9 protein-coding genes are annotated in these 13,102 nt (G+C 40.2%); 7 read left to right on the top strand and 2 right to left on the bottom strand.

Annotated elements, in window-relative coordinates:
• Window positions 1–35: 35 nt before the first annotated feature.
• From QJ048_RS14005 to QJ048_RS14035, 7 genes are all read left to right on the top strand, one after another.
• Window positions 36–980: an alpha/beta hydrolase family protein gene (locus QJ048_RS14005; protein WP_282334999.1), complete on the top strand. Its 945-nt coding sequence runs from the start codon at window positions 36–38 to the stop codon at window positions 978–980.
• 188 nt (window positions 981–1,168) lie between these two features.
• Entirely contained in the window at window positions 1,169–1,543 is a 375-nt protein-coding gene (locus QJ048_RS14010; protein ID WP_282335000.1) for a hypothetical protein, read from the top strand.
• 31 nt (window positions 1,544–1,574) lie between these two features.
• Entirely contained in the window at window positions 1,575–1,916 is a 342-nt protein-coding gene (locus tag QJ048_RS14015) for an alpha/beta hydrolase family protein (RefSeq protein ID WP_282335001.1), read from the top strand.
• A 91-nt stretch (window positions 1,917–2,007) separates the two neighbouring features.
• Window positions 2,008–2,967, top strand: coding sequence for a leucine-rich repeat domain-containing protein (locus QJ048_RS14020; RefSeq protein WP_282335002.1), 960 nt, complete (start codon window positions 2,008–2,010; stop codon window positions 2,965–2,967).
• Window positions 2,964–3,362: a hypothetical protein gene (locus QJ048_RS14025; protein ID WP_282335003.1), complete on the top strand. Its 399-nt coding sequence runs from the start codon at window positions 2,964–2,966 to the stop codon at window positions 3,360–3,362. Before QJ048_RS14020 ends, QJ048_RS14025 begins: the two co-directional genes overlap by 4 nt.
• Before the next feature lie 102 nt (window positions 3,363–3,464).
• Complete coding sequence (locus tag QJ048_RS14030; RefSeq protein WP_282335004.1) at window positions 3,465–4,913, top strand: amidohydrolase family protein; 1,449 nt, start codon at window positions 3,465–3,467, stop codon at window positions 4,911–4,913.
• A gap of 138 nt (window positions 4,914–5,051) precedes the next feature.
• Window positions 5,052–5,834 (top strand): transporter, encoded by a 783-nt coding sequence (locus QJ048_RS14035; RefSeq protein WP_282335005.1) that lies wholly within the window; start codon window positions 5,052–5,054, stop codon window positions 5,832–5,834.
• A gap of 235 nt (window positions 5,835–6,069) precedes the next feature.
• Here the strand turns inward: QJ048_RS14035 and xyl3A are convergent, their stop codons facing one another.
• Together xyl3A and QJ048_RS14045 are read right to left on the bottom strand one after the other, a co-directional pair.
• The gene (gene xyl3A, locus QJ048_RS14040; RefSeq protein ID WP_282335006.1) at window positions 6,070–8,784 is read right to left on the bottom strand and encodes a xylan 1,4-beta-xylosidase; all 2,715 of its coding nucleotides are present in this window, start codon (window positions 8,782–8,784) and stop codon (window positions 6,070–6,072) included.
• Between the two features lie 67 nt (window positions 8,785–8,851).
• Entirely contained in the window at window positions 8,852–13,084 is a 4,233-nt protein-coding gene (locus tag QJ048_RS14045) for a hybrid sensor histidine kinase/response regulator transcription factor (protein ID WP_282335007.1), read from the bottom strand.
• Window positions 13,085–13,102 lie beyond the last annotated feature (18 nt).

The raw sequence follows: 13,102 nt of genomic DNA on the forward strand, positions 1-13,102 counted from the left end.
GTTGTGCGTAAATAATTTTGAAAAACTAGTACAGTATGAAATATATTCTGACGACTCTAAGTCTGTTTGTGATCAATGTATGTTTTTGTCAAAATGGAAAGATAATTGATCAGGAAAAAATTAGCATTACTGATGACATAATAAGTGCAACAAAAAAATTTCTTCCACAAATCGTAGACTCAATATCACATGTTGACTATTATAAAATCACTTACTTATCTGATGGATTGAAGGTAACAGGTTATATGGCCGTTCCACATGGTGCCGAAAAATTTCCTTGTCTTATTTTTAACAGGGGAGGTAATCAGGACTTTGGTAAAATTGATACTTACCAGATGTTAGGCTACATGGGTGTCATTTCCAGTTGGGGCTATGTTGTTGTCGGCAGTCAATATCGTGGAAACGATGGCGGGGAGGGAAAGGAAGAATTTGGAGGAAAAGACATTGATGATGTAATGAATTTAATTCCCCTGCTGGCCTCTATTTCTAATGCGGACACTTCAAGAATGGGCATTTACGGTGTTAGCAGAGGAGGAATGATGACCTATAAGGCTCTTACAAAAACAAATCGTTTCAAAGCTGCGATTAGTATTTCCGGTTCGGCTGATGAAGTGCAAGGAATGAAGGACCGTCCGGAATTTGATTCGTTATACTTAGAACTTGTACCTGGCTATAGCAAAAACAAAATGGCAGCATTACAAGAGAGATCTGCCTTTTATTTTGCTGAACAAATGAATAAATCAACTCCTATCCTGATTTTGCAGGGTACTGCAGACTGGAGAGTCCCCACTAATGAAGTGCTACCATTGGTTGATAAACTGTATACGATAAAACATCCGGTTCGATTTATTTTATTTGAAGGCGGCACGCATGGACTTATGGAATACATTGATGAAATATATAGGCAGATGAAGTTGTTTTTTGATATCTATGTTAAAGAAGCAAAGAAGTGGCCTACTCTCGAACCTAATGGAACCTGATATGCCGCACAGCAAAAAGTTTGGCAATATGGAGGCTGGACAAGCAACGCAAAACTCTAGTTTTTAACTTCACCAAAATAATTTCAAACAGCTATCGCCAGACGAATTGCTAATTTCCAACCTGCATAAAGCCCTGTACAGTGTGGGCAATTATTTGGCATTTCCTATATAAAAAAACAAAAGAAAATATGAAAGTTATAAAATTTGTTTTCGCAGTCTCATTCATTTTTTTACTGAGTTGCAAACAAGACATTAAAACAAAAAACACCGAGAAATTACAGTTGGTAATGAATGACTTTTTTGATGCGGTTCAGACAAAGAACTTTGACAAAATTAAAAATTTAACGGATACTGATTTTCTTCTTTATGGACATGGGAAAATATTAAACGCTGACGGTTTGATTAAATTAATCAAAGGCTTCCCTGATATAAAGACGGGTCATGAATTAGGAAATTTTAACATTGACATTGGGGACAATATCGCCAACATGACCTATATAAATCACTATATAATTTATGACTCAGTGCAGATAACAAAAGATTTTCTTGAGAGTGCTGACTAATGCATTGATTAATACTTCTAAAAGACCTGAAATGGATTCTGTATTTTCTGAATTGGTACCAGGTTATTTTACAAATAGAGATTCTGCTTTAAAATCAAGGTCTGCGGTATATTGGGCCGACAAAATATGTAAAACCACTCCATTATTTTTGTTGGCAGGAAGCGCTGACTGGCGAGTTTCTCCCGAGGAAGCATTAGAAATGGTGAATGTGCTTTATAAAATTAAACATCCTTTGCGTTTTGAATTTTTCGAAGGTGGCCAACATAGTTTAATAGAGCACTTTGACGAGGTGAATCACTCAATAAAATTATTTCTTGATACTTACGTGCGTGATAAAAAAAGCTGGCCTAGTTTAAATCCTCACGGGAATTAATACAACTTCATACAACAATGTATTTGCAAAAGTTTGGCGGTCGGAAGGGTTAGCGGTCAGGCTATAGCGACACGCTAAATATGAACAAATCATGAGAACAACATCATTAGTAAAAATATCAGACAGCTTATCGGGCAATCAGCATAAGGAAATCGCAGAAAAAATATTAGCTCATAAAATAGACGGAATCGAGGTCTCACATTTTGGTGGACGCTGGGGTGATACTTGGGATGCAGACAAAAATTACAACTTAGACTTTTTAAAGTTTTATAAAGGAATAAAGGCTCTAAGGGTTTTTCTCACTAGTGTAACAGACTTGACTCCAATCCTGGCTCTTACCGACACTTTAGAACATTTGCAACTTGGAGAATTTAATTTGAAGAAGATTTCATTGGAGCCATTAGCTCAGTTAAAAAACTTGACATATCTATCTGTAGTAAGAAATCAAAACAGCCTTGAAAGTATTACTCAACTACCGAAATTATCAGGTTTAGCATTGACAGGTCATTCAATTGAAAAACTACCTTTTTTAAATGAGCTAACGGAATTGAAACAGCTTTATATTGGCTTTGGAACTTCAAAAAACTTTGACAACATACAAAGCTTGACAAAACTGGAAGAGCTTGACGTACTATGGGTCAAACAACTATCCGACATACGAGCAGTTTCAAAGTTGGCCAATCTTGTAAAACTTAGAATGGAAGATGAAAAACAAATAGCAGTACTGCCCGACTTATCCAAATTGACTAACCTGAAGAACATACGATTGATGAATTTCGGTTCATTGGAAGATGTTTCAGCTTTGGTTAACTCAAACGTTGAGGAATTTATTCTAACTGGCCCAAATAAAAACGTGGATTTTTTAAAGTCGTTATCCACTGCAAATCAATTACAAAAAGTCTATACATTTTTTTATACCAAGAGAGAACAAGACAAAGCTGAAAAGATATTAGGCAACAAATTTTGTGGGACTGACAAAATGAATTTTGATATGCCGGATAGAACACGAATTTTATACCATGACGTTGAAACCGGACAAAGAATAGTATGAACAAAAGAACTTCAGACAAAAGCCCGAACGCCCAACAAAATATTGCTATGAATAGACAATTGACTAAACTAAATTTTAAACTGTGGTTAGAATTTGAAGAAGTTGACCCGAATAATTGGGACATTGAAAACCAGTTTTGCAATATTCATGTTGACTTAGAAGACGGACGACATTATGGACTAAATATATGGACATATAAATACTTAGAAACAGCAATTAATGAAGACAGGCAAACGGGACAAAATTTAAACGGACTTTATCAAAAACCACCAGACTTGTTTGTAAAGGAATTGACAAGAGAATGTATTCAACAGGCAATAGAAGACTTACTCAAAATTGACGATTTAGAAAAGGTTTTGAACCCAGGTATTTATGTCGAACGACAAGAGAAATAGAAAAACTGGCTATAACATTGGTTTGGCAATAAAGCGGCTGAAGTGCTTCTAAAAAACAAATACTTTTTAATGGTTTTCATAAATTAACATAACAATTACCGTATGATAAAAGTATTAATTGCTCAATCATTACTTTGTATGTTTTCACTCGTTGCATTTTCACAATCCAAATTTAGCGACGAGACGAAAAAATATATTGCATATAGCGATTCTCTTATCGTTTTGAAGAATGCCTTATTAATTGATGGCAATGGGAATCAACCTAAGTCCGGACAAACTATCGTCATCAGAAAAGGTAAAATTTCCTGGGTTGGGGATGATAATAATGCCGTAATACCTTCTACGGCAACAATCATCAATTTAAATGGTAAAGCAGTTTTACCAGGCTTCAATATGCTACATGAGCATATGTTCACTTCGGCGTTTTCGTTTGACCCCATGCATTTTCTTCTGAAACAATTACCCATCAGTTTTCCTCGTCTGTACCTGGCTGCAGGCGTTACTTCGATAAGAACATGTGGTAGCATAGAGCCTTATTCCGATTTAAGAATAAAAAAAGACATCGATGCCGGAACATATCCTGGTCCTTATATTGATTTGACGGCGCCATACGCAGAGCAAAAAGAACCAGGCATGGACTTTCCGCAAATGAAGGAAATAAAAACCCCTGCCGAAGCAGTAAGATTCGTAAACTTCTGGGCTGATGAGGGATTTACTTCTTTTAAAATTTATAGCGGCGCTGACAAGTCAATCTGCAAAGCTGTAATTGAAACTGCTCATAAAAGGCATCTGAAAGTTACAGGACATTTATGCCAAACAACTTATGCCGATGCTGCTGAATTGGAAATTGACAACCTGGAACATGGGTTTTATGCTGGCTCTGATTTCGTGGGAACAAACACCAACTATGGCCCATGTCCGGTAAATGTACTTTATTCCTTGCTCAATCTGAATATCAACAGCGACATTGTAAATAGAACAATCCGCCAGCTTATCAATAAAAAAACAGGAATCACTTCTACCCTTGCAGTTTTCGAGGGATTAAATAATATTCAACTCCCTCCTTCTAACGAGCTGCTTGATATGTTTTCACCGGATAGCAAAAACTACTATCTGGAGCAATTGAAAGATATAAAACCAGAACAAGGCCCCTCTGGAATGGACTCAGTATTTAATACCAATGCGAAACTTGAAAAAAAGTTCTACGACATGGGAGGCTTGCTCACTGTAGGAACTGACCCAACAGGGAACGGTGGCACAATTGCAGGTATAGGAAGCTGGCGCGCAATAGAGTTGTTAGTGCTGGCAGATGGTTTCACTCCCTTACAGGCAATAAAAATCGCAACACTAAATGGAGCGATTGCGTTAGGTCGTGCTAAAACTACCGGATCAATTGAAGCAGGTAAATCTGCAGATATTTTAATTATTGATGGAGACCCTTCAAAGAATATATCCGACATACGTAAAGTTCAGTTTGTCTTCAGGAATGGAATAGGTTATGATTCAAAAAAAATATTTGATTCGATGAAAGGAAAAGTTGGGTTTTACTGATTAAGACGAAATTCCATTAAACGGAGATTATAGATGAAGCAAAGCATTTTGAGCTTAACTTTATTTCAAAGAATTTCATTGTTTGAGAGTTGAATGCACAAAATCTTAAAGTGTAGTCTATGAGTAAATTTTAAGGTCATGAGAAATCTGCTAACCCTCCTTTTGTTGATTGTACTGACAATTAGCTGCGAAGCCCAGGTCGTAAAGCGAATCAAAAAAGGGAGACGGTTTAAGTCTGAGAGCCAATTCGCATTAGATAAAAATGATTTCCAGGCTGAATGGGAGATTGGGAGAGAGACCATTGACTCACAACTGACAACTATCATTTATCCTAACTTAATTCTGCACTATGCGCTCAGCGATCGCCTGGAAGTAAATACAGAGATGAGTTTGATCACGGCAAAGAACAAGTCATATTCAAGCAAACAAAACACTACAGGAATAGAACCTGTTCTGGTCGGTGCCAATTACCAGGTATTACGGGACAACGATAATAGCCCTTCTGTTATCGTTTCTGCGCAACTGGCAATTCCTTTCCTTTCAACAAAAGAATTTACAATAAATTATTTTTCCCCCGTTCTGCAGATTAGCTTACAGGAGGCCTTATATGAGAAATGGATATTCGGGTTAAGCGGCGGTTTGCTATGGGATGGATATTCTACTTCACCTAATTTCACTTATAATGCCAGCACTTCCTACTACTATAAGAAGAGGTGGATGGTTACTGCTGAGTGTTTCGGCTTCATTAATGACGATATGGTACAAAATAATCTTGATGCCAGCTTAGCTTATACGATTAATGACCTGGTACAATTCGGCATTACTGCAGGCACGGGTATCTCGCACTTTGCACCCAAAAATTATTTCGCAGTTAACGGAACGTGGGGATTTAACACGTCAAAAAAATCGCATGGGCATTGATTTTTTAGAATAGCCCCTCATCTCAGTTGAGGATGGATAAGCAGTTTTATTTATTATATGCGCGGTATAGAGTCCACTTTTTTCATAACAAGTAAATCTTCAATTGATGTAACTGACACCGCTCTAACCAATTGGATATCGAGGGATAAAATTATCAATACAAAATAACAACTACTTTATATAAAGGCACTCATACACTATATTCTAGTCGATATTTTTAGTCCACCCTATAGACTTATAAACGCACCGTTACCATCACTTTCTGCAATACATTATCCGCGGAGCTGCTTCCATATAACAACTCATATTTTCCTGCTTTTACTTTCATCATTTGTGTTTGTGGATCGAAGAATTCAAACGAACTATTGTTCAACGTGATAGTCGCAGTCGCTGTTTGTTGCTGTTTTATATTGAGCCTTTTAAAACCGCGCAGTGATTTAATTGGCCCTTGTGGATCCTGTAAATTTCTTACATACAATTGCACCACTTCATCACCATCCATGTGGCCGGTATTCTTCACAGGTATTGTTATAAGAAGAGAATCATTTGCTGCAATGACAGGTTTGCTTAAGCTTGCTTTCCCGTATTGAAAAGTTGTGAAGCTTAAGCCATAACCAAACGGATACACTGGTTTGCCTTTGAAATACCTGTACGTTCTTCCTTTGGTCATTGAATAATCGTCGAAGGCTGGCAAGTCTTGTGTGGATTTATAGAAAGTCAGTGGGAGTCTGCCCGCAGGGTTGTAATCACCAAATAAAACATCAGCCACTGCCGTTCCACCTTGTTGCCCGGGATACCATGCTTCCAGGATCGCGTCGACATGATCATTCTCCCAGGGCAATGCAATTGTATTACCTGAACATAGAACAAAGATCACCGGTTTGCCGGTTGCTTTTAATGCGTTCAATAAATCCTCCTGCACTTTTGGCAAATCAATAGTTGTTCTGTCGCCTTTTTTAAAGCCGGGCAATTCAACACCCATCTCCTCACCTTCCAGCGCCGAAGAAATACCGCCAACAAAAACAATTGCATCGGCATCTTTTACGCGATCTGCAACTGCAGCGGGATCTACGTCTTGATAATATCCAAGGTCAAAATTCAAAAATGCATTTCCTTCCGCCTGAAAATATTCCAACACGATGCGATAGCTCTTTCCTTTTTCTGCGGCAAGTTTGTACGTCTTGCGTGGTTGCTTACCAATGCCCCATGATGACAGCGCTTCTTTGTCATCTATATTCAAGCGATAGCCATCATCGGCACTTATTGTAAAAACAACTTCACCTGATTGAGGTGCAGTGAACACTGTTTCAAAACGAGCAGAAAAATCGGAAAGATTCACTCCTGGCGCAAACACTGTGTTTCCACCGCCATCGTAATTTAATGGCTTGTTCACCTGGTCGATTGCAGCAACCGGTCCGGTGAAATCTTTACTATTCCGGAATGTGGCCTTAAAGCCCGGCTTTCCATCGAACTGACATGCATTTATGTAGCTGTAAAACACATTCTTGTCGACTAGGCTACAGCCTTTTTCATAGATCACATTTTCGGTGGGCAACTTCGAGCGTATTCCATCCAGGATGGTTACTGAATGTGATGGAATGCCATTGTAATTTGCCCACAACATCACAGAGTCATTTGCATTTGGCCCAACAACCGCAAGCCTTCTAATCGACTTGCTGAGGGGAAGAATATTGTTTTTATTGCTCAGCAACACCATACTTTTTCTTGCCATCTCCAATGCTTTCGCAACATGCTCCTTGCTTTCAACAACTGAATAAGGAATGGTCGACCATGAAACAAGGCTGTCATCATCGAACATGCCAAGTTGTATGCGGGCACGCAACAAACGAAAAACAGATTTGTTAATATCTGCTTCGGTGATCAAACCTTTATTGACTGCACTTTCGAGATAGGCATAGGAACCATCGCACGCCAGATCTGTTCCTGATATCACCGCATCAGCAGATGCCGCTTCTGCAGAGGGATGGGTCTCGTGTTTCCCAGGCGCGTAAAAGTCTTTAATGGCGCCGCAATCTGATACTATGATATCATCAAATTTCCATTTGGTTCTCAAAATATTTACCAGCAATTCTTTGCTTGAGCAGCAAGGCTCACCTTCAAATCTGTTATATGCACACATCACTTCTTTTACTTTCGCTTGGGTTACCAATGCTTTGAAGGCGGGTAAATAAGTTTCCCAAAGATCACGCTGCGAAACATTTTTTGCATCAAAACTATGTCGGCTCCACTCTGGTCCGCTATGAACAGCATAGTGTTTTGCACATGCATGTGTCTTGTCATAAGGCTGCGTGCCATCTCCCTGCAATCCTTTAACCACGGCCACTCCCATAGATGCGGTAAGAAATGGGTCTTCACCGTATGTCTCCATTCCCCTACCCCATCGCGGGTCTCTGAGTATGTTGATATTGGGCGTCCAGAAAGTTAATCCCTGGTATCGTTTCAATTGATTGTTGCGCTTAAATTCATGATGTTTCGCTCTTGCTTCATCGGATATCATGTTGTAGGTTTCGTACACAGCGGCCGTATCGAATGTAGCAGCGAGGCCAATTGTTTGAGGGAATACGGTGGCTTTACCTGCTCTTGCAACGCCGTGCAGTGCTTCGTTCCACCAATCAACGGCTGGTATGCCGAGGCGGTCGATTGCCGGAGATCCATTCATCGTCTGGCTGATCTTTTCACGAAGTGTCATTCGACCGAGCAGATCTTTCGCACGTTCGTCTGCAGAAAGGCGTGGGTTTTGATAGGGATATGTTTGGGCAAACAAACTAAATGAAAATGCCGTTGTGGCAAGGCAAACAACAATAATTTTTTTGAGCATGATGGTCGTCGATTTTCTTTTTCCGGTTATGGCAAATAATTTTTCATGGCAGCCTGTGGCGAAACGAGTTTGACTGCATTCCTGTACGTTGCCGCAAACTATAGCTTCCATCCATTACCGACGTTTAATTTCTGTGGTAATAAGTTGAAAAATTGATAACCGCAAGAACTGTCCGCTATTAATCTTTCTGCATTGTTTGCTGGCATTCCTGTATAAATTTTTTAGGTGTCATCTGATACTTTGCCTTGAAGCAGGTGCTGAAATATTTCGGGTCATTAAAGCCCACCAAGTAAGCCACTTCGGAAATGTTATTGTAGCCGGATCTCAAATATTGCTCCGCTTTTTTCAATCTCATTTCTCTTACAAATTCAACCGGCGCTATTCCTGTGAGCCCCTTGAATTTTTTATAAAAAGAACTGCGGCTAACGGCAAGGGTTTCTGCCACTGTATCAATATCAAAATCAGGATTGGTCATTTTTTCTTCAATTGTGTCCACTACTTTCTGCAGGAAGATCTCGTCCTGTGGCAGCACTTGTATTTCTTCAGAGACTAGGTGTATGATCTTTTTATTGTCGAGTAAAGTATTGAGAATTCGCTTTTGTTTTTTTATGATGTTTTGTATCGCTGCAAATAACAGGTCCAGGCTAAACGGTTTTGCTATATAATAATCGGCGCCAAATTCAAGCCCTTCGATTTGACTTTCAACAGCACTTTTCGCCGTGAGTAAGATCACCGGTATATGACTGGTTTGATTATCATTTTTAAGGCGACTCAACATTTCCAAGCCATCCATTTCGGGCATCATGATATCGCTCAAAACGAGGTCCGGCATAAGTTCTGAGGCTTTCTGCAAACCTTCTACTCCGTTCCGCGCCGTTTCTATACGATAGTGTGCTGCCAGTTGATCTTTTAAAAAGAAACGGAGATCGGCGTTGTCTTCTACCAATAATATTAGTGTAGATTTATCCTGTTCATCTGCTTGTTCAGATGAAACCAACGGCTGCGGGTTTGATTCCATATTTGTTTCCACCGGTTGTTGCATTTCATTATCGATGAACTGCACAATTTCTTTGTCAAAGTGCTGTGCACCAGCCGGTAAAGTGACCTTCACTGTAAGACCACCTTTGGTATTGTTTTCCGCAGCGATGGACCCTCCATGCAACTCAACCAGTTGCTTACACAATGCAAGTCCGATGCCTATACCTTTTGTATTTTGAACATCAGCGCCCTCATATTCGTAGAAGAGTTTGAATATATGTGCGAGCTTGTTTGCGGGCACGCCGGTTCCCTGATCGGCGACTTCAAGAACAATGTTGTTGTCCGTCGCGCCTTTCTTTATGGTGACATGGATGCTTTTATTGTTGGCGGTAAACTTAAATGCATTGCCGAGCAAATTATAAACGACCGTTTCAATTTTGCCTGCATCCATCCACACTTCAGCGTTTGGCAATTCATTGATAATCCGAAAGTCGATGTGTTTCTCTTTCACCATTTCATCGAAATAGGCACACACTCCTTTCACAAAGAGGCCCACATCAATATTAGAAATGAATAGCTTCATCTTGCCGCCTTCCAGTTTTCGCAACGTGAGCAGTTGATCAACAAAGCGGCTCATTCGTCCGGCATTTTTTCGCACCACTTCCATGTATTGTCTTCCGCGTGGAGAAAGTTGTTCCTGTTTCACCACTTCTTCTACCGGATTAATAATAAGCGTTAGAGGCGTTCTTAGTTCGTGTGATACGTTGGTAAAAAAGTTGAGCTTAATATCCGACAATTTTTTCTCCAGCGCAATATTTTGCCGGAGGCGAAGCATTGTCAGCACCGTTCTGCGTATCAACAGAAATGCGAGCGAAGCAAGCGCACCATAAATTGCATAGGCCCACCATGTTTTCCATGGTGGTGGAAGAATGGTAATGCTCATGCTTTTCGCGGGCACATTGCTGTACAACTCGTTGTTCACGCTTTTTACCTCAAACACATATTTGCCCGGCGGAAGGTTGGTGTAAGTTGCCCTGTTTTCAAACCGGTTGTAATGCCATTCATCATCGAATCCTTTCAGGCGATAAGCGTAGGATGCCTTGCTGTTCCAACGAAAATCAGGAACTGTGTAATCTATGCTGATAATGTTTTGATCATGCTTCAAAGTCAACGCCTGCGTGTAGTTTGCGGCCAATGTCATTGGACTTCCTTTTGCCGTAGGGGACACATCTTTATTATTGATCTGCACATTTGTAAAGGCGATAGCAGCTTGTATTGGATGATCGACTATCGCTTGCGGATCGAAGTCCAAATAACCTCTTAAAGTGCCGAATGCCAATTTGCCATCAGACATTCGAATAGCGGATGCCTCGGAAAATGCATACTTGGGCAGACCATCGAATGAATTGTAGTTGCGAAATGTTTTTCCATCAGGATTAAGTTTTGCAAGCCCGGCTTGTGTGGCGATCCACAGGTTACCTTGTTTGTCTTCGACGCAACTTAAGAGATAGTCATTTGGCAAACCGTTTTCTTCTGAGTAAACAGCAAAGCGCAACTCCTTTTCGGGATGGTCACCTATTGCCATATTGAGTCCGTTTGCTGTAGCAATCCACATTCTATCTTTTGAATCTTTGGTAATAAACTGCACATTGTTGTTACTCAAACCTGTGATGTCGCCCGGTTTTTTCTGATACGCGGTGTAGGTTAACTTATCTGCGTCTTTTGTGTTAGCAATCAGCAAGCCGTCAGTTGTGCCTATCCACACGTTGCCTGTTTTATCCAGCGCCATGTGGCGGATTTTCCGGAATCGTGTTTTCGAATAGCCATCCGAAATATTATCACGTACAAGCTGTGAAGGATCATTGCTGCAACGTACAACAGTAAGTCCGTTATCGAATGTGCCGATCCAGATGCGGCCTTTTTTATCTTGTAGCAAAGTGTATATCTCTTTGCCGTTGATGCCATTTGCACCGGAAGGATCAAATGTAAAATGATATAGTTTATAGGAAGTCTCTTCGCGGTTTACCGGAACAGCTTTATATAAACCATTGGATTTTGTGCCCAGCCAAATGGCACCGGCATTGTCCTGCATCATTGTGTATATCAGACCCATGCCGTTTTGGGGCATATTTTGAAATTTGAGATGTTGCTCCTTTCCATTTTCAAAAACGTACAAATGATTGCTTTTTGAATCCACCCAAAGCCGTCCTTTTCTATCCTGCAACAAACCGCGCACTTCATTGTCTGAAAGGAAAACGCCTGGATCCATCAGCAGTTGCTGGTTGAAGTCGTTTTGCTGAAAAGTGATCTTCTCAATACCGCGCTCATCTGTGCGCATCCACAAAATGCCTGAAGGATCATAATAAACTGCTGCAACCATATTGGAGAATTTACGGTTGGGCGAATTGGGCTCATTGAAAAAATAATCCACCACGTCTTTTGCTGCGTTGTAGTAACCAAAGCCGCCGCCTAAAAGATTTATCCAAACTGTTCCTTTGCTGTCCTCGAATATCGCGTAGTGATCCCCGGGATAAATTTTCTTCGCATTCGTCTTCTGTGTGTATGTTTTAAAACGATGATCATTGGGAGAAAATTTCACCACTCCTTCTCTTGCCGGTTTTATCCAAAGGTTATTGTTTTTATCCTGAAAAATGGTCGAGAGTTCAGTATGATCAGGATACACAAACTTTTCTGATTGATGCGTGGAAATGTTGATTGACAAAAGCTCTCCCGCGGCAGTTGTTGCATACAGGTGATCACTCGTGTGATCGACAAGCAGTGAGTTTATTTTAGCAGTTCCCGTATTGAAAGAAGATAGGTTATCAGTAATACTGTTGTAAATAATTACATCGCCGCTTGCAGTGCCAAAATACAGTTGGTCATTGCGTTCCTCAACACACTTTACATCGACTACATTTTTAAGCAGTGCATAATCTCTGCGTTTATAAACGCCATCTTTATCTTTTACAAGACAGGCCAATCCTTGCGGCGTACCAACCCATACGGTTCCATTCTTCAGTTTTTTAAAAAGAGAGATTTTGTTGGAAGGCAATTTGAATGAAGTAACCTCATTAGCATTGTAGTTGATGTAACTGGATGAATCGGCGTTTATATTCATTACCAACAGCAATCCGTCATTTTCTGTTCCTACCCACATGTTTTCATGATCAATGGAAAATATGGATGTGTAATAAACATTCTGATACTGCGGAGATCTCAGTATGGTGGAAAGCGGCATGAATTGTTCTGTCTGCTTATCAAAACGATAGATCTGCCCATCGTACGATTTTAACCACAAATGGCGATAATCATCCTCGATGATCTGGTCTATTCTGTTGTTCTTTAAAAACGATTGGTCGCCGGGTGAAGATTTAAATGAAACGAAGTGACGGCCGTCGAAACGGTTGATGCCGTTCCAGGTGGCAAACCACATAAAACCTTCTTTGTCTTT

This window comes from Pinibacter soli (genome assembly GCF_029961145.1).
Lineage (GTDB): Bacteria > Bacteroidota > Bacteroidia > Chitinophagales > Chitinophagaceae > Pinibacter > Pinibacter soli.

What these genes read in the sequence shown, in the direction of transcription:
- QJ048_RS14005 (WP_282334999.1), top strand. Translation starts at nt 36, where the DNA reads ATGAAATATATTCTGACGACTCTAAGTCTGTTTGTGATCAATGTATGT.
- QJ048_RS14010 (WP_282335000.1), top strand. Translation starts at nt 1,169, where the DNA reads ATGAAAGTTATAAAATTTGTTTTCGCAGTCTCATTCATTTTTTTACTG.
- QJ048_RS14015 (WP_282335001.1), top strand. Translation starts at nt 1,575, where the DNA reads ATGGATTCTGTATTTTCTGAATTGGTACCAGGTTATTTTACAAATAGA.
- QJ048_RS14020 (WP_282335002.1), top strand. Translation starts at nt 2,008, where the DNA reads ATGAGAACAACATCATTAGTAAAAATATCAGACAGCTTATCGGGCAAT.
- QJ048_RS14025 (WP_282335003.1), top strand. Translation starts at nt 2,964, where the DNA reads ATGAACAAAAGAACTTCAGACAAAAGCCCGAACGCCCAACAAAATATT.
- QJ048_RS14030 (WP_282335004.1), top strand. Translation starts at nt 3,465, where the DNA reads ATGATAAAAGTATTAATTGCTCAATCATTACTTTGTATGTTTTCACTC.
- QJ048_RS14035 (WP_282335005.1), top strand. Translation starts at nt 5,052, where the DNA reads ATGAGAAATCTGCTAACCCTCCTTTTGTTGATTGTACTGACAATTAGC.
- xyl3A (WP_282335006.1), bottom strand. Translation starts at nt 8,784, where the DNA reads ATGGAAGCTATAGTTTGCGGCAACGTACAGGAATGCAGTCAAACTCGT.
- QJ048_RS14045 (WP_282335007.1), bottom strand. Translation starts at nt 13,084, where the DNA reads ATGTGGTTTGCCACCTGGAACGGCATCAACCGTTTCGACGGCCGTCAC.